At 33.4% G+C, this 18,489-nt stretch carries 18 protein-coding genes; 4 read left to right on the top strand and 14 right to left on the bottom strand.

Features of this window, described 5'->3' with window-relative positions; all coding sequences use genetic code 11:
- Positions 1-3: 3 nt before the first annotated feature.
- Both ACEN92_RS04940 and gcvT read right to left on the bottom strand, forming a co-directional pair.
- Positions 4-1,005, bottom strand: a complete 1,002-nt coding sequence (locus ACEN92_RS04940; RefSeq protein WP_495638805.1) for an IS110 family transposase — start codon at positions 1,003-1,005, stop codon at positions 4-6.
- Between the two features lie 448 nt (positions 1,006-1,453).
- Complete coding sequence (gene gcvT, locus ACEN92_RS04935; RefSeq protein ID WP_495641260.1) at positions 1,454-2,536, bottom strand: glycine cleavage system aminomethyltransferase GcvT; 1,083 nt, start codon at positions 2,534-2,536, stop codon at positions 1,454-1,456.
- A gap of 233 nt (positions 2,537-2,769) precedes the next feature.
- Here gcvT and ACEN92_RS04930 point away from each other — a divergent pair, with 233 nt between their 5' ends.
- Positions 2,770-3,618, top strand: coding sequence for an NAD(P)H-hydrate dehydratase (locus ACEN92_RS04930; RefSeq protein ID WP_495641259.1), 849 nt, complete (start codon positions 2,770-2,772; stop codon positions 3,616-3,618).
- 53 nt (positions 3,619-3,671) lie between these two features.
- Here the strand turns inward: ACEN92_RS04930 and ACEN92_RS04925 are convergent, their stop codons facing one another.
- A complete protein-coding gene (locus tag ACEN92_RS04925) occupies positions 3,672-4,706 on the bottom strand; it encodes a Fic family protein (RefSeq protein WP_495641258.1) in 1,035 nt (344 codons plus the stop codon).
- Positions 4,707-4,821: 115 nt separating this feature from the next.
- Positions 4,822-5,277 (bottom strand): SsrA-binding protein SmpB, encoded by a 456-nt coding sequence (gene smpB, locus ACEN92_RS04920; RefSeq protein WP_495641257.1) that lies wholly within the window; start codon positions 5,275-5,277, stop codon positions 4,822-4,824.
- A 70-nt stretch (positions 5,278-5,347) separates the two neighbouring features.
- Here smpB and ACEN92_RS04915 point away from each other — a divergent pair, with 70 nt between their 5' ends.
- Entirely contained in the window at positions 5,348-5,581 is a 234-nt protein-coding gene (locus ACEN92_RS04915) for a VF530 family protein (RefSeq protein ID WP_495641256.1), read from the top strand.
- Here ACEN92_RS04915 and ACEN92_RS04910 read toward each other — a convergent pair.
- The 10 genes from ACEN92_RS04910 to ACEN92_RS04865 all read right to left on the bottom strand — a co-directional run bounded on the left by ACEN92_RS04910 (position 5,578) and on the right by ACEN92_RS04865 (position 15,656).
- Entirely contained in the window at positions 5,578-6,135 is a 558-nt protein-coding gene (locus tag ACEN92_RS04910) for a DUF3575 domain-containing protein (RefSeq protein WP_495641255.1), read from the bottom strand. The genes ACEN92_RS04915 and ACEN92_RS04910 overlap by 4 nt on opposite strands.
- A 95-nt stretch (positions 6,136-6,230) precedes the next feature.
- Positions 6,231-6,782, bottom strand: a complete 552-nt coding sequence (locus ACEN92_RS04905) for a GNAT family N-acetyltransferase (protein WP_495641254.1) — start codon at positions 6,780-6,782, stop codon at positions 6,231-6,233.
- A gap of 67 nt (positions 6,783-6,849) precedes the next feature.
- On the bottom strand, positions 6,850-8,580 hold the full coding sequence (locus ACEN92_RS04900; RefSeq protein WP_495641253.1) for a sodium:solute symporter family protein: 1,731 nt from the start codon (positions 8,578-8,580) through the stop codon (positions 6,850-6,852).
- Between the two features lie 124 nt (positions 8,581-8,704).
- On the bottom strand, positions 8,705-11,239 hold the full coding sequence (locus ACEN92_RS04895; RefSeq protein WP_495641252.1) for a PIG-L family deacetylase: 2,535 nt from the start codon (positions 11,237-11,239) through the stop codon (positions 8,705-8,707).
- A 234-nt stretch (positions 11,240-11,473) separates the two neighbouring features.
- Positions 11,474-12,535: an ACR3 family arsenite efflux transporter gene (gene arsB, locus ACEN92_RS04890; RefSeq protein WP_495641251.1), complete on the bottom strand. Its 1,062-nt coding sequence runs from the start codon at positions 12,533-12,535 to the stop codon at positions 11,474-11,476.
- A 1-nt stretch (position 12,536) separates the two neighbouring features.
- Positions 12,537-13,166, bottom strand: a complete 630-nt coding sequence (locus ACEN92_RS04885) for an arsenate-mycothiol transferase ArsC (protein ID WP_495641250.1) — start codon at positions 13,164-13,166, stop codon at positions 12,537-12,539.
- Between the two features lie 12 nt (positions 13,167-13,178).
- Positions 13,179-13,652, bottom strand: coding sequence for a DUF6428 family protein (locus tag ACEN92_RS04880; protein ID WP_495641249.1), 474 nt, complete (start codon positions 13,650-13,652; stop codon positions 13,179-13,181).
- Positions 13,653-13,708: 56 nt separating this feature from the next.
- Positions 13,709-14,035, bottom strand: a complete 327-nt coding sequence (locus ACEN92_RS04875; RefSeq protein WP_495641248.1) for an ArsR/SmtB family transcription factor — start codon at positions 14,033-14,035, stop codon at positions 13,709-13,711.
- An 87-nt stretch (positions 14,036-14,122) separates the two neighbouring features.
- Entirely contained in the window at positions 14,123-14,773 is a 651-nt protein-coding gene (locus ACEN92_RS04870; RefSeq protein ID WP_495641247.1) for an endonuclease III domain-containing protein, read from the bottom strand.
- Between the two features lie 10 nt (positions 14,774-14,783).
- Positions 14,784-15,656 carry an alpha/beta fold hydrolase gene (locus ACEN92_RS04865; RefSeq protein ID WP_495641246.1) on the bottom strand — a complete coding sequence of 291 codons (873 nt, stop codon included), beginning with the start codon at positions 15,654-15,656 and terminating at the stop codon, positions 14,784-14,786.
- 130 nt (positions 15,657-15,786) lie between these two features.
- On the opposite strand from ACEN92_RS04865, the gene ACEN92_RS04860 reads away from it, so the two are divergent.
- Together ACEN92_RS04860 and ACEN92_RS04855 are read left to right on the top strand one after the other, a co-directional pair.
- Complete coding sequence (locus ACEN92_RS04860) at positions 15,787-17,214, top strand: glycogen synthase (protein ID WP_495641245.1); 1,428 nt, start codon at positions 15,787-15,789, stop codon at positions 17,212-17,214.
- Entirely contained in the window at positions 17,204-18,484 is a 1,281-nt protein-coding gene (locus ACEN92_RS04855) for a glucose-1-phosphate adenylyltransferase (RefSeq protein WP_495641244.1), read from the top strand. Before ACEN92_RS04860 ends, ACEN92_RS04855 begins: the two co-directional genes overlap by 11 nt.
- Positions 18,485-18,489: the final 5 nt, after the last annotated feature.

The following is an 18,489-nucleotide window of genomic DNA, read 5'->3' as shown; positions in this document are numbered from 1 at the left end:
AAATTACGATGCAAATTTATAGGTATTTATATATGGAGTTTCCCTTGCTATAACAGCAAAGACCCTGCTTATAAGTTTGCATCTGATATTATTTAAAACCAACATTGAGTTTTTGCCTTCCACTTTTTTCTTATTGTAATATTCCTTTAATTGTGGATCATATTTTAATGTTGTCATAGCGCACATTTGCAATAGTGACTTCATTTTTTTATCAGCCATATGATTCACTCTGGTCCTTCCTTTTACACTGGAACCAGAGCTATGTTCAAAAGGGGCAACACCAGAGTAACAGGCAAATTGCCTCCAGTTTTTAAACGCTGTAAATCCTTTTGTTGCAATAATCAAATACACGCTGGTTTGTTCTCCGAGCCCGGGAATTGATCTGATAAGTTGGATTTGTTTGGTTAATTGATCGTTTGATTTAATTATTTCTTTAATTCTCGACTCAATTTTATTGATCGAATTTTTAATAGATTTAGCCAGAGCCTGGTTAATTTGAGATACTTCCCTGAAAATTATTTTATCTGTAAAATCTTTATTTTCTTTTGTAGCTTGTATAAGCAATAAGGCTTTTAGCATTTTTTCTCTTTCGGTATAAAGAATTTTTAGTTTTTGAATCTCTATGCCTGTTAAAGTAAATAGTTTTAATTTATCTATGTTTCTGTAACTGTAATAAGAAATATCCCTGGCATCAATTTTATCATTTTTTCCTCTTGAAATTCCTTTTGATTTTTTTATTTCAATCGCAGGAACAATCCATAAATCCAGATTGAGTTTTACTGAAGCACTTGATATATGATTGGTATAAATACCTGTGTTTTCACAACAAAAAAGAATATATTCTTTATTAACCTGCCTGCTCATATTTTTGATAAAAACAGAAATGTTTTTGATATTATTTTCTATGCTAAAATGCTCTGACCTAAGAGTTGAAGCATCAAGAATATTAATATCTAATTTAGCTTTTGATACATCAATGCCGACATAAAATGAATACTTTTTCATAACTTTGAATTTAAGATAAACAAAAATGTTGAACTTCTTTAGAGCCTTTATTAGACCGCTATGTCTATCATTCTATTTGAAGCAATTCAACGGGATTCAAGGGGAAGGCAGAGGACTAATGCACAGCATAGTTCTTAACTAGCGGAGTCGAAAGTTCACCTCTGCTTTCCTTTGAATAAATTTAAAGCTTTTTATCAAATCCAAAGTAAAGGCGGAGTCGAAGAGATTTGTAAGTATGAAGGGCTTCGACTCCGCCTCAGCCCGACACTTTTTGAACTAACCTAATGAATGTCATTAATTTGACAATGAAAGAAATGAGAGAAAAACAGTTTTCCTTACATTGAATTCACAGCAAAAAAAATGCATTACAACTTTATCAGTGCAATGCATTTTGAGGTATTAAAATTCTATTGCAAATAATTAAAAAATTTGCAGCGAATAAAAAAATCTATTTTTTATAAAATGGCAGTTTTACCACTTTCGCAGGAACATCATTTTTTCTAATTCGGATAAAGATATCATTGTCAATGGCACTATTATCCACAGTAACATATCCTAAACCAATCCCTTTATTCATAGAAGGTGACATAGTTCCTGATGTTACAATACCAATTACAGCACCCGAAGCATCAACAATTTCATAATCATGTCTTGGTACTGCGCGCTCCTGCATTTCAAAAGCCACTAATTTGTTAGTAACGCCTTCTTCTTTCTGTTTTTTCAGGTTGTCTGAGTTCGTGAATTCTTTATTGAATTTTGTGATCCAGCCTAAACCGGCTTCAAGAGGAGAAGTGGTATCATTAATATCGTTTCCGTATAAGCAGAATCCCATTTCTAAACGCAAAGTATCACGTGCAGCTAATCCAATTGGTTTGATTCCGTAAGCAGCCCCGGCTTCAAAAACTTTATTCCAAACTTGTTCTGCTTCGTTGTTTTTGCAGTAAATCTCAAATCCGCCTGAACCGGTATAACCAGTTGCAGAAATAATTACATGCTCGATCCCTGCAAAATCCGCCACTTCAAAATGATAATAAGCTATTGCCGATAAATCTATAGAAGTAAGACTTTGCATAGCTTCGACTGCCTTTGGTCCCTGAATTGCCAATAAAGAATAATCATCAGAAAGATTTTTCATATCTACATCCAAATCATTGTGTGAAGAAATCCAATTCCAGTCTTTTTCAATATTCGAAGCATTTACTACTAATAAATATTGCTCTTCTTTCATTTTATAAACAATCAGATCATCAACAATTCCTCCATCATTATTAGGCAGACAAGAATATTGTGCTCTGCCGATTGTTAATGTTGAAGCATCGTTTGAAGTTACTTTTTGAATCAAAGCTAAAGCATTTGGTCCTGTAAGTAAAAATTCGCCCATATGTGAAACGTCAAAAACGCCTACACTGTTACGAACCGTTTCGTGTTCAGCATTAACGCCTTCGTACGTAATTGGCATATTATAACCTGCAAAAGGCAGCATTTTTGCTCCTAAACTTTCATGTATGTGCGTAAGCGCAGTATTTTTCATTGTGATGTTTTAAAAATTGTGTCGCAAATTTATTCAAAAAATACCGAAAATAAGCTGTCTGAATTATAAAATTCGCAATGATTAGGAGCTATTTCCTGTTATCCGCTATATCTTTTTATTTTTAAAGGAAAAACAAAAAGGATGCCGCTGCTACCAGGGCTATGACTTTACGTTAGCAATTACAACCCTTATATCCCCTTTTTTATGTAACTTTAATTTATAAAAAAACCTAAATGAAAACTTCATTTTTAATCACAAAAGAAGAAATTCTAAAATTTTACAAACCTGTAAATCCACAGACACATAAAGGGCTTCAGGGTCATGCTGTGATCATTGCAGGAAGTTACGGCAAAATAGGAGCGGCAGTTTTAGCTTCAAAATCCTGTTTAAAAGCCGGCTGTGGACTCGTTACGGCTTTTACACCAAAATGTGGTTATCAAATCCTGCAGATGAGCATCCCGGAAGTTATGGTAATTACTGATGAAAATGTAAATTTCATTACCAATATTAATCTCCCGCTGCCGCCACAAGCAATCGGAATTGGTCCGGGAATAGGGAAGGAGCTGGCCACACAAAAAGCATTATTCGGGTTTTTAAGAATCAACAAATCCCCTTTGGTCCTGGATGCTGATGCTTTAAATATTTTAGCCGAAAATAAACCCTGGCTGGAATTAGTGCCGGAAAACACAATTTTAACTCCGCATCCAAAAGAACTCGAACGTTTAATTGGCAATTGGAATTCTGAATCGGAGAAGTTTCAGAAAACAATCGCTTTTTCTGAAAAATATAAAGTCATCATAGTGATGAAAGGTGCGCCAACATTCATTATCAATAAAAATAAAATCTACGAAAACACTACTGGTAATGCCGCTTTGGCAACTGCCGGAAGCGGTGATGTACTAACAGGAATTATTACGGGATTATTAGCGCAAAATTATGAACCTGTACAAGCGGCAAAATTAGGAGTTTTTCTTCATGGACTAACAGCTGATATTGCACTGCCACAAACAGGTTGCCAATCTTTTATAGCATCGGATATTATTCAAAATCTTGGAAAGGCTTTTTTGATTCTTGAAAATTGAAATTATTTATTTAAGGTAACTAATATAAAAATAGTATGTCGTATTTTCTTTTGCTAAGAATGCTTAATATATTTTTCTAAACTTTCTTTCTCCATTTGTGCAATAAAAAGTGCAAAATCTTCATTGTTGTTTTTTATTTTTTCAGTCTTTAATGATTGATATTTTTTGTAATCTTCTTTTTTTATATTAACAATCAGATACCCTTTTTGCATTAAAATGAGGTTTAACATTAATCTTGAAACTTTTCCGTTACCATTAGCAAAAGGTTGGATTTTAAAAAGGCGTTCGTGCATTTCTGCAGCTAAAATTATCGGATGAAGTCTGTTTTTATTGATTTCATACCAAATAAAAGACTCTTCAATCTCTTTGGAAATCATAAGTGGTGATGCAGAAATAGCAATACTGTTATTAATTTTGTCTTGTTCTTTTCTGTAATTTCCTGCTTCTTCCGGAATGATTCCTCTCAGGAGTAAATTATGGATTGATAAAAGATCCCGTTCGTTCAAAGAATTATTTTTTTTGACTAAATCTTTTATAAAACCAATAGCTTCCTGATGGTTGATTATTTCAAGATGTTCGCGCATGCTTTTTCCGGAAATAGTTAATCCTTTATTTATTACCATTTCAGTTTCGAGAAGAGTCATGGTATTCCCTTCAGTCCGATTACTTTCAAAAGTATATTCGAGTTCAAAAGTTTTTATATTTTTAGAATCATCATTTTGGCGAAAAATGTCGACTTTGGTTTTCAGGTTATCAATTTCTTTTACTATTTTTTCTAACGTATCGGATAATTCTATTTTAGAAACGGTTTTTTTATATTTAAATTCTTGTTCAGCAACAGCAAGTGCTTTTAAAGCAAATTCTTCGTTTTCAATTTCATTTAGAATTTTTTCTTTTAGCCAGGCAATTATCAAAGTTTCATAATCAATTTCTAAAAGTTCGGCTAATTTGATTACTTGTTCTTTGGTTGGTTTTCGTGTACCGCTTTCAAATTTACTTATCAAAGCCTGGTCGATACTGAGTAATTGTGCTACTTCTCTCGTTTTTAGTCCCTTTTTTTCTCTGCCGTTTTTAAGAAGTGATTTCATAATTTAGATGTTCTGAAATTGTCGTGACATATTTTGTCATAAAATTTTAAACAAAAAAAGCAATATTAAAAAATATTGCTTTTTAGAATTCTATTTTTAAAGCGAATACTTTAGATTAATTGTATGCCTTTTTAATTCGGTCCAAATCACGTTTTGTATCCTGTTCTTTTAAAGATTCACGTTTGTCGTAGTTTTTCTTTCCTTTGCAAAGACCAATCTGAAGTTTGGCAAGTCCTTTTTCGTTTGTAAATAATTTTAGAGGAACTATAGTCAATCCTTTTGCCTGAACACTTTTTTGAAGATTTTTTAATTCTTTTTTATTTAAAAGCAATTTTCTTTCGCTTCTTGATTTATGGTTGAATTGATTTCCAAAAGCATATTCTTCAATATAAGTATTGATCGCAAAAAGCTCATTATTACTGAATTCACAAAAACTCTCTGTAATATTTGCTTTTCCTAACCGGATAGATTTTATTTCAGTTCCTGCCAAAACAATTCCAGCAGTATAGGTGTCGATTATTTCATAATCAAACCGGGCTCTTTTATTAAGTATATTGACAGTTTTTAACATAGTTTGACAAATTTAGTAACAAATAAATGAAAGCGCAATTGTTTTTGGATAAATGATATAAATTTGCAATATGGAAAAGCAAAAATCACAAGATCCGTTACACGGGATTACACTTCAAAAAATAGTAGAAAAGTTAGTAGATCATTATGGTTTTGATACTTTGGGAGAATTAATTCCGATTAAGTGTTTTAATGAAAATCCCAGTGTAAAATCAAGCTTAACTTTTTTAAGAAAAACCGATTGGGCCAGAAAAAAAGTGGAAGAACTGTATTTAAATTCGCTTTCTAAATTTTCAGGAAATTAGTTTAATTTATAAGAAATCATAACTCCGCCACGATAAGGTAACCATTCACCGCTTTTATCCCAATTTTTTACCTGCTCGTAACTTCCGGGAGTTCCGTCGTTATAATGGCCTTCGTAAAACCCCTGGTGCCAACCGCCACCTACAAAAATGTCCAATAATAATTTGTCAGTCAGTTTTTTATTATAACCTATTGTAGCTCCTAATCTATATCCAAAACCTGTTTCATATTTATTAGAATCCCAATAATTCCATTTTTGAAGTTCATAGGTGTCAAATCCTGTATTAAGACCCGCATAAAATCCATTATATTTTTCTTTAAAGTGATAACGGATCTCAGGAGTTAAAAGGAAAAATTTCATTGGTTTTTTTCCATCAAAAGAATCCCAAAAAGAAGCCATTACGTCAAAACTAAAAGTAGTTTTTTCCCCAATACTGGTTTCTACTCCAATATTTGGAACAAGGACTAATGTTGTAGCGGCATTAAATTTTATGTAAGTTTGGCTCTGTAATTGAAGAGATAGTATAAGTACAATTATAAAAAATACCTTTTTCATGGAGTTTTGTAAATATTATTTCGCGTGCAAATATAACGCAAACAAATAATTACTGTTGCCGAAATAAAATTATTTAATAGATTTATTTCTGAAAATTACTTACTGTTTAATAATGAATAAATTACCTTATCGAGAAATTTTCCTTCATAAAATTCCGCTTCTTTTAAATGTGCTTCTTTGACAAAACCACATTTTTGTAAAACCTTTTCAGAAGCAGCATTTTCAGGATCAATTACAGCCTCAATGGAATGTAATTTTAAATCATCAAAACCATAGGCAATCAATCGTTTTAGCGCTTCGGAAATAATTCCTTTTCCATGAAAATCAGGGAGTAACATATAACCGATTTCGGCGCGGTGATTTTCTGGCTGTATTCTGTAATATCCAATAATACCCAGAACTTTAGAATTGCCTTTTAAAGTTATTCCCCAATTAATACCAACATTTGTAACGATTTTTTCTTCAATCATGGCTACATGTTCGAGTGCATCTTCAGTAGTTTTTACCAAAGGCCTCGGAATATATTTCATTGTTTCCGGATTTGAGCGTAATTCAAATATTTCGTTAGCATCATCATTTGTGATTCTTCTTAAAATTAAACGTTCAGTTTCTATAACCGGAAAAGGAGTAAAATTAAAGTTCAGCATATATAAGTAGTATATTATTTGATAAGCAAATTTGAAATAAATTATTTGAATTGATGTTTAACTTAGGTCATAATTCATTTAACTCAAGATCATCCCTCTTGAAAAAAGCAATTTGCATAAAAAGCGATAACAAAATAGTTAATATTGCCCCAATGAAATTTAGCCATAAATAGCCTAATTTTTCCTGACCGCTTGGATAAATATATATCATAAAATAATAAATGACAAAAATAGTTATCTGACTGAGAATGGCACTGTAAAACATAGGTTTGGCCTGAACACGCCTTAAATAAAATCCAACCAAAAAGATTCCTAAAACAGTTCCGTAAAATATAGAACCGATAATATTTACGAGCTGAATTAAATTTTCGAATAAAGTTCCTATGCAGGCAAAAAGGATGGCAATAATTCCCCAAAAAAGAGTAAAAAATTTGGTAGCATTCAGATAATGCTTTTCCGATTTTTCGTTTTTGAGATTACGTTTATAAATATCAATTGCGGTAGTAGAAGCTAGTGCATTTAGTCCTGAAGCCGTTGAAGACATTGCTGCCGAAAGAATCACAGCGAGTAATAAACCGATGAGTCCTTTGGGTAAATAATGCAGGATGAAATGAAAAAACACATAATCTTTATCGTTAGTTTCACTGTTACTGTCAGCTTTAGAAATAATTTCTTTGGCACGGTCCCGCAAATCTTTTTCTTTATTGGATAAGGCAACTAATTCTTTCCTAAGAATCGGATTATCATAATCCTGATTCAATTGTTCAATATATAAGAGATTGATCACTTTTTTATCTTCAGAAAGTGTATTCAATTTAGCTTCCAGAGCATGATACTCATCTTTATAAGCTGATTTTTCAATGATGATCTTATTGTTGGGATTAAAATTCAGTGGCACAGGATTGAATTGAAAAAATACAAAAACCATCACTCCCGTCAGCAATATAAAAAACTGCATGGGAACTTTTAACAGCCCGTTCATGATTAATCCCATTTGGCTTTCCTTAACCGATTTTCCGGACAAATAGCGTCCTACTTGTGATTGATCTGTTCCAAAGTAGGCAAGCATCAGGAAAAAACCACCTGTGATACCGCTCCAAAAAGTATATCTTTCTTCAGGATCAAAAGAAAAATTTACAATATTCATTTTGTCATTTGCACCGGCAATATGCATTGCACTTGAAAATGTCATATCCTGAGGTAAATAATGAAGGATTAGGAAAAAGGTAATAAACATTCCGGTCATGATCACAAACATTTGTTGCTTTTGAGTCACATTTACGGCTTTTGTGCCTCCTGAGAAAGTGTAAATTATAACCAAAACACCAATAATGATGTTCATCAAAGTTAAATTCCAGCCTAAAAGTGCTGATAGGATAATTGCAGGAGCATATATAGTCAATCCTGTTCCCAAACCTCTCTGAACTAAAAACAAAATGGCTGTCAACGAACGTGTTTTTACATCAAATCGTTTCTCCAAAAACTCATACGCGGTAAAAACTTTATGTTTATGATATAGCGGAATAAAAGTTACACAAATAACGATCATTGCAATTGGCAATCCGAAGTAGAATTGCACAAACCCCATTCCGTCATGATAAGCCTGACCCGGAGTAGATAAAAAAGTAATCGCACTGGCCTGAGTAGCCATAACGGACAGACCTACAGTATACCATGGAGTTTCGTTATTTCCTAAAATAAAGTCCTCAACATTTTTACTGCCTTTTGTTTTCCAGGAACCATACCCTACAATAAATAAAAGAGTAACAATCAGTACAAACCAATCAAATAATTGCATAAGTTAAGAGTATAATTGCATGATTAAGAAAAAAATAACAATGTAAATTGCATTAGCAACCAATACATAGGTGTAACTTTTTTTCCATTTTTTTTGTTTTTTAGCTTCCATCTTTGACTGTTTTTTAAGGCTTTAATTCTTGTTTAGGAGCTTCTATAGGTTGTTTTAACGAAATAATATTCGATAATAATCGGTAAGCACCTGAAACCCCTTCCGGCAATTCTCTAAAAAAGCTTAGACCAGTGTAAATATAATATCCTTTTCCATAAGGAGCGACTAATAAGGCACCATCTTTAGAAGATTCACCTTTATCGTGTGAGGATATAACAGGAGTAAAGGCACGATCATATTGATCGGGATAATATAAGCCTTGTTCTTGTGTCCAGCCTTCAAAATCTTTTGTACTGATTTTGTTTGGCGTGTTCAAAACAGGATGATTAGGAGCTAAAAATGTAATTTTTGCATTCTCTTCTGTTACACGATCATTTGAAATTTTAAGTGGATATGGCGCAATTTTATCCGTAATAAGTTTTCCATTTGTATTGTATTGCACAATCATTGTTTTCCCTCTTTTTACAAAATCAAAAAGAATCGACTGTTTGTTAGCCAAAGCGTTTACAGTATTATAGGCGCGTATTCCTGTTATGACGACATTAAACGAATCCAGTTTTTCAGGTGTAATCTCTTCCGGTTTCAAAATGGTCACTTTATATCCCATCTGACTCAGGCTTTCCGGAACCTCATCGCCTGCACCCATTATATAACCAATGGTATCATCTGTGGTTTTTAAATCGATTTTTAAGAATTTTGATTCGGCTGGTTTCAAAACCATTTGTTTGGTAATATGCTCAAAACCGATTATAGTTTCGTCTTTATCAAAACGCTGATTATCAATAATAACAATGCTTTTTGCAATAGCTTCTTCCGGGTTTGACGGAGGAATAACTTCAAAATAAAAAGTTTGTTCCATGCCTTTTTTGTCTAAAGCAAACGGAATTTGTTTTGGAGAAACTATCCAGCTTTTTGGTAATTCCAGTTGTAAATTTCCCTTGATGGCATCTTTACCGGCACGGACTTTTACCGGAATCATTTTACTTTTATTATCTTTAAAAATGAGAACTTTTTCAAGTATAGAAGAGGTAACTTCCGGTACAATATCAAGAAAATTATACATTTCGCCTTTTACTCCGTCGTTGTATTTATAGACTACAGTTTTTTCAAAGGGAATGTCAACACTATTAATTCTCACATTAAAAATAACTTTTACTTCTCGAATAATATCCGGAATTCCAATGATTTCCTGATTAGAAACCGTGTACATTCCTGTGCTTGCTTTTTCTTTTAGCCAATAAGGCTGCGTATATTCGATTGTGTCTGGAAGCTGAATTTCAAGTTTAAATCGCTGGTCGTTATTGTTTTTTAAGAAAAGCTTATATTTAACAGTGGTTTTGTTATCCGGTAACGAAGTTAAACCTGTCAATTGCATTTCAACTGCACATCTGTTGATCGCTTCAATATTTAATTTAATAGTGCTTCCGGGCGTAGCTTCCTGTTCCTCTGCAACAGCCTCTAAATATAAACCCGAACTGGATGCGATGATGTTTTTTATAGCATCCGATTTTATATCTTTCCAATGGGTATCTTCCAAATCCTGAATCATTGAATACGCTTTTACCAAATCCGGAATACTGGCTGATGGATTGCTGAAATTGTAATTTGCAATAATTTTAGAAATCAGTTCGCCGATAGGTTTTCCATTTTTTACACGATTCCATGAAGTGTCAATTCCATCAAACAAATCATTGCGATTTTGTGGAGTTTCACCATTGATAAGTTCCAAATATTCCAATTCATCACCACGGCTTCCTGTACTTCCGAAACCTTGGGACTGATGACGGCTACGGCTTAAAGCAGCAATTTCCTGATTAGATTTTCCTATTCCGGAATAGTAAACACCTGTTTGTAATGTGGTAAATTTGGACTTATTAGCAGCATCAAATTTTTCCTGGCTTCCGTAAAACCACCACGAAGTATTAAAAAATTGACGTTTAACCTGCCATGGAGTTACATATTTTAGCTGCTCAGGATATATTTTAGCATTATTTGCTAAATCAAAACTCTCCACACTTAACATCGCAGATGAAGTATGGTGTCCGTGGGTTGTTCCCGGTGATCGATGGTCAAAACGATTGATGATTACATCAGGCTGGAATTTCCTGATCGTCCAGATGACATCGGCAAGCACTTTATCCTTATCCCAGATTTTTAAAGTCTCATCAGGGTTTTTTGAATAACCAAAATCATTGGCACGCGAAAAAAACTGTTCTCCGCCATCAATTTTTCTGGCTTCTATTAATTCCTGCGTTCTGATAACACCCAATAATTCACGCAGTTGCGAACCAATTAAATTTTGACCGCCATCACCGCGGGTTAAGGATAAATAACCTGTTCTGGCATTAACTTCATTCGATAAATACGAAATCAAACGCGTATTTTCATCATCAGGATGTGCTGCAATATATAAAACAGAACCTAAAAAGTTTAATTTTCTAATTTGATTATAAATCTCAACAGAATTAGGTTTTTGTGGCTGCTGAGCAAAAGAAATTTGAATACTGATTAAGAAAACTAAAAATGCCTGTATCTGAGTTTTTCGCATAGTGTGATTAGTATTTTTGAAAGAGCTTCAAAAATACTAATTATATCTTTCAACAGTATTTAAATGAAATGTTAATGTTCAATTTTTATTAGAAGCTATTTCCGGCTGTCCGCTATATCTTTTGTGCCAAACCCCGGCACAAAAGGATGTCGCTTCCATCCGGGCTAGGGTTTTAGGTTTCATTAGAAATGTTTAAAAATTACTCAGACTTGATAATTTAGAAAATCAGAACCTCTAAGAAAAATATTTTTTCCTAAACCAAAAAGCAACATTTACAAGCGCAATCAAAGCAGGAACTTCAACCAAAGGACCAATAACACCCGCAAAAGCCTGTCCGCTATTAATTCCGAAAACGCCAATGGCAACAGCAATTGCCAATTCAAAATTGTTTCCTGTGGCTGTAAATGCAATCGCAGTACTTTTCGAATAATCAGCACCAAAATACTTTCCGATAAAAAAGCTGATTACAAACATCACAGCAAAATAAATCACCAAAGGAATAGCAATCCGAACAACATCCATCGGGATCTGAACAATCAATTGTCCTTTTAAGCTAAACATAATCATAATTGTAAATAACAAGGCAATTAAGGTTATAGGAGAAATAAAGGGAACATATTTATTCTGAAACCATTCCTCACCTTTAAGTTTTATCAGACTATAACGGCTTATGATTCCAAGTGCAAAAGGAATTCCTAAATAAATACCAACGCTTTCGGCAATTTGACCAATGCTTATATTGACATTAAAACCGGTATAACCAAAATAAGGAGGTAAAATTGTAATAAAAATATAAGCATAAACACTATAAAGCAAAACCTGAAAAATACTGTTTAAAGCAATTAATCCTGCAGCATATTCACGGTTTCCGTCTGCAAGGTCATTCCAGACAACCACCATTGCGATACAACGCGCCAATCCAATCAAAATTAAACCAATCATGTATTCCGGATAGCCTTTTAAAAACAAAAGAGCCAGCGCAAACATCAAAATTGGCCCTACAATCCAATTCAGGAATAAAGAAGCGCCAAGCACTTTTGTGTTTTTAAAAACTTCGCTCATTTTTTCATATTTCACTTTTGCCAAAGGCGGATACATCATCAGTATGAGTCCAATTGCCAGTGGAATATTTATAGTTCCGCTGGAAAAGGAATTAATAAAATTTCCACTCGACGGAATTAAATAACCAATAGAAACGCCAATTACCATGGCTATGAAAATCCATAATGTTAGAAATCTATCCAGAAATTCCAGTTTTTTTCTTTCTGCAATTGGTGTACAATGATTTGGAGCCATATTATTTTTTTATTTGAGAAAAAACATAAAACATTTCAGTAGCAATTTGATGACTGCGTTCCTGATATTTCTCTGCTTGCTGTGGTGTGTTATCAAAAACTTTTGGGTCTTCAAACGTAACTGGAATTCTTTTTTCTGCCCCGGCAATAAAAGGACAGCCTTCATCAGCTTGCGAGCAGGTCATAATAGCTGCAAAACCACTTGCAGGATTAAAATCATCGTCATACGTTTTGGAAAAACCTATAACCGGAGCCTCGTTTTCTGTAAATTTTATAGCATATACCGGATTATTCTCTTCTGAGAGTTTTTGAATTTTAAATCCTGTATTTTCTAAAGTCTCAGCAACTTTAGGGAATAAGGCCGTAGCTTCTGTTCCGCCCGAATAGCAAAAAACATTTTTTATTCCGTAATAATATGCCGCTGTTTGTGCCCAAACTTGCGATAAATGACTACGCCTGGAATTATGAGTGCAAATAAAATTCAGCCGGATTTCTTCTTGATTTTCAATTTTTAATTGAATAAAATCAATAAGCGGTTGTAAAATATTTTTGCGTTCAAAGTTAATTTCTTCAAAACTAAAAGACAATGCAACTTCTTTTATTTTAGGTAATAATGTTTCTTTATTTAACATATTAATTTAAAATTAGCAACAGCTTCCGCCGGGAGTGCATGAATTAGTATTATTGGTATTAAGCTGGGTAAGGTTCAGTTTTGTTTTTTCAGCAGGAATTCCGCATTGTTCCTGAGCTAAACAAGCCGTTTGCTTGTTAAGCAATAAGAAATCTTTTCCGTTGAAACCTAAATCATATTTACCAATGGTTGTATCCTGATATTCAACTTCGATTTCAAAATCTTCAATCCCAAGAATTTTTTCAGAGAGTTCAATAATATGAATTAGTTTTTTCGGTTTTAAACGGTGCTCAAAATCATTGGCATCCCAAAGCTGAAAATTTACAACGGTTTCTTTGCGGACTGTTCCGCCACAATCAATAAAGTTTTTGGTGATTAGACCCACTTCCGTAACATGAAAGTGTTCGGGAACGAAGTTTCCGTTTGGTAATTGAAAATTTACTGTTTCTACAGTTTCCAGTATGGTTTTAATTTCTGAAAGTTTCATAATTTTTCATTTAGTTATTTATTGCAATATTGCGATTTAATTGGTTAAAAAAAGGTTTAACAACATTTTTGATTCGTAACAGTTAAAATAATTTTTGAAAAATAATCCTTTAAAATAGAAAAGGCCTTTTCATCAATGCAATAGCAAATAGCAGTTCCTTTAACGTTTCCCTTAATAAGACCCGCGTTTTTTAGCTCTTTCAAATGTTGTGAAATTGTAGGCTGAGCCAGGGGAAGCTCGTTTACAATATCTCCGCAAATGCAGGTATTTACTTTAAGTAAATATTCGATAATAGCGATTCTGGCAGGATGTCCCAATGCTTTTGCAATTATGGCAATTTGATTTTGCTTGTCGGTAAAATGATCAGTTTTAGTTGCGCCCATTTATAAATTTTTATATTGCAATATTACGATATATGTTTTTATAAAAAAAGAAAATAACTAAATATTTTCTTCAATCTTAATATTGAATCAACTATCCTTTTTAAGATGCAAATAATACTGACAACAATAAGTCAAGGGACATTCTTCGCATTTAGGTTTTGGACGGCAGATTTCCCTGCCGTGAAATGAAATAGCCATACCAATTTCTGACCATATTTTTTTTGGCAGAACCTCCATCAATTGTTTTTCGACCTTATTGCCATCTTTACTTTCCTGCACGATTCCAATTCTGGGAGCAACACGGATTACATGTAAATCAGTGATAATTCCTTCGGCTGGCTGATGTGTTTCCCTTAAAATAACATTGGCTGATTTTCTGCCCAAACCTTTCAAAGCCGTCAAGCCATCCATCGTTAATGGGATATTTTTGTCATCTTTAATAGTTTTGGCAATTTCTAACAGCCATCCGGTTTTGGTTGCATGATTTCGAACTTTGCTTACATAAGGCATGAAAGTTTCAGAATCTGCATTTGCCAAACTTTTTAATGTTGGAAATTTAGCAAACAGGGCAGGGGATATAGCATTTATATTGGCATCAGAATCCTGAGCCGACAATACAACCATTACCAATAATTGATAGGTATTTTGATACTCCAAAGGATGTTTCTTTCCTTTATATTTCTTGAGAATGGGTTTTAAATCATTTTCCCAATTCTTTGTTTCTCCAAATAGATCCATGATAATTCAATTAATTATTGTTTTCTGTGATGAATTCTATAATTTTTTTAATTACGTTTTGATTTCCTAAAATTTTTCGATGCCCTAAGCCTTCTGTCAAATATAAACTCCCGTTTTTAAGATGTTTATGAATGTTAATCCCAGCTTTTACATGAACTTCCGGATCATTTTTATCATGAATTACCAAAGCAGGAATCTCTAATTCTTTTGCCGCTTTGTAAGCTGAAAAGTCATCCATTTTTACTTTATATTTAGTTTCGAAGTGATTACGCAAACGAATACTAATTTCGGGTTTTAATCTTAATTTAAAAATAAAATCATCCAAAATATCTTGTACAATATCGCCACTACCAATGATTACAGCTTTTTTCACCTGCAAACCGTTTTTGATTGCATTCAAAACCGACATTCCGCCCAACGAGTGACCGATGGCAGTTTCAAAAGGACCGTATTGTTTTTCGATTTCTAAAATTGATTCGATGAATTCAGACATAATGGTTGTTTTGCCTTCTGATTTTCCGTGGGCCGGAGCATCAAAACTAATTACGGAATATCCCTTTTCTAATAATGCATCGGCAATTTTAAAAAGTTGTGTTCCGCGCCCTGACCAGCCATGTACCAACAATATTTTTTTATCACTTTTGCCATATTCATAGACCATAATGTTTTTATTAATTGATGAAATATGAATGGTTTTTTGGATACTTCGGGAGTCCATTTCCAATTCTCTTTTTGGAATTTTATGTTTTATAGGTGTTGTAAAAAGTTTTGCTGCATATACTGTTACGAGTTTACTGGAAATAAAGGCACATATTCTACTTGAAATAACAATAAACAGAGGGATTTTTAAAGATTTTGTAGGATTTGGTGTTTTTTTTGGCATAATGATAATTTTTATGATAAGGCTCAATTTCGCTTATTTTTTCCTAAATTTAAAAAACATAAAAGTACCACAAATAATAAAAGTTTACATACTAATTTAGTTATCATCATTTTTTAAATAGTAGTCTTAAATGAAAATATTTCATATCAGTGCAGAATGTTATCCAATGGCAAAAGTGGGCGGTTTAGCTGATGTTGTTGGAGCATTGCCAAAATATCAACAAAATGCGGGTCATGAGGTTAAGGTAATAGTTCCGGGTTATGATACAAAGTTTAAAAAAGAAAATATTTTCGAAAATGTACATTCTGGCAGTATTACTTTAGGGAATTTTGATTTTCCATTTAATGTACTAAAAGAAGTCACAGATAAATTGGGTTATGAATTATACCTGATTGAAATTAAGGAATTATTTGACAGGCCAGAGGTATATGGATATGAAGACGATATCGAGCGTTTTTTATCTTTTCAAATTGCCGCTTTAGACTGGATTTTGACTGAGAATATTGTTCCTGATGTTATAAATTGTCACGATCACCATACCGGACTTATTCCGTTTATGCTTAAGTACAGCTATAAATATGAACTATTAAGTACTATCAGAACTGTTATCACAATTCATAATGGTTTGTATCAGGGTTGGTTTGGTTATGATAAAATGAATTACCTGCCGGAATTTGATGTACGTCATGCTGGTTTCTTAGAATGGGATAATTGCCTGAATTCATTAGCCGTAGCGGTTAAATGTGCCCATGCGGTTACAACTGTTTCCCCGAGTTATCTGGATGAAATTAATGTGTCAGCAAATGGACTGGAATCATTATTTAATAAAGTCCGCAATAAATCAAAAGGAATTTTAAACGGCATAGACATTGAAGTCTGGAATCCTCTAAAAGATAAAATGCTTGAGGAACATTATTCAATTGAGGATTTTGAAACCGGAAAACAAAAAAACAAGGAAAAATTATGCGAACGATTTGATTTAGATCCTGCAAAACCATTATTTAGTTTTATAGGCCGTTTGTTTGATGAAAAAGGCGGTGATCTTTTGCCTCAGGCTTCGGCATTAGCTTTATCTGAGAATTTTGAAAATATTAATATCCTGATTTTAGGATCAGGGAATCCTGATATTGAAACGCAATTATTGCAATTACGGGAAGATTATAAAGGAAATTACAATGTTTTTATTGGCTATAATGAAGAACTGGCACACTTGATTTATGCCGGTTCCGATTTTATTTTAATGCCGTCACGGGTTGAGCCCTGTGGATTAAATCAGATGTATGCTTTGCGCTACGGAACAATTCCTATTGTGAGAAGAACAGGAGGCCTCCGCGATACCGTAATTGATTTTGGAGATAACGGAAACGGTATTTGTCATGATCAGGCTTCAGTTGGTGATGTTTGTTATTCTATTAAACGTGCGGTAAAATTATATGCTGATCCTGAAGAATTTAATAAAATAAGAAAAACAGGAATGTCCATTGATCATTCCTGGGAAAGAGTTTGTCAAGAATATATCGAAATATACAACCAAATAATTCAAAAAAATGAAAGTTAACAAAAAAGGAGTAGTTGCCATTATTTTAGGAGGTGGTCAGGGATCACGTTTATATCCATTAACAGAGACAAGGTCAAAACCCGCTGTTCCGATCGGAGGTAAATATAGATTGGTAGATATTCCTATATCCAATTGTATTAATTCGGATATTTTTAAAATTTTTGTGCTTACCCAGTTTAACTCGGCTTCGTTAAATGCACACATTAAAAACACATTTAATTTCAGCATTTTCAGTCAGTCATTTGTTGATATTTTAGCAGCTGAGCAAACTCCGGATAACCCAACATGGTTTCAGGGTACGGCGGATGCTGTTCGTCAGTGTATGTCACATTTCTTAAAGCACGATTTTGAATATGCCTTAATACTTTCCGGTGATCAATTGTACCAAATGGATTTTAACGAAATGCTGGAAGCTCATATTGCAGCAGATGCAGCCATTTCTATAGCTACTTTACCTGTAAATGCTAAGGATGCACCGGAATTCGGAATTCTTAAAACCAATCATGAAAGTTGTATTGAAGCTTTTATTGAAAAACCAGACGCATCACTTTTACCTGAATGGGAGTCTGAGGTGAGTGAACAAATGCAGGCTAAAGGCAAAAAATATTTAGCCTCAATGGGAATTTATATCTTCAATCGCCAATTGTTGATAGATTTGATGGCCAATCCGGATACTAAAGATTTTGGAAAAGAAATTATTCCTCAAGCCGTAGGGAAACATAAAATTTTAAGTTACCAATATGAAGGATATTGGACAGATATTGGAAACATAGATTCATTTTTCGAGGCAAATATTGGTTTGACAGCAGATATACCCGAATTTAATTTGTTTGATAATGAGAATAAAATTTTCACACGCCCAAGATTACTGCCTCCATCAAAATTTAGAAACTCAAACATCAATCAATCCTTAATATCTGAAGGCTGTATCATCAATGCACAGGAAATCAAAAGTTCTGTAATTGGTATTCGTTCCCGAATTGGAGACGGAACTGTGATTCAGCATTCGTATGTGATGGGGAATGATTTTTATCAGGATCTTGACGAAATGAATCAGGATACCGCTAACAATAAAATACATGTTGGAATAGGGAACAATTGTTTTATTAAAAATGCTTTGGTTGATAAAAATGTTCGTATTGGAAACAATGTTCATATTAACGGAGGTAAACATTTGGAGAATTTTACCAATGATTTATACAGTATAAAAGATGGTATTGTTGTTATTAAAAAAGATGCTGTCCTTCCGGATAATTTCAGAATAGATTAATGTTT

The sequence above is a fragment of the Flavobacterium sp. Flavsp81 genome (genome assembly GCF_059491325.1).
This window is presented reverse-complemented; position numbering and strand designations above follow the sequence as displayed.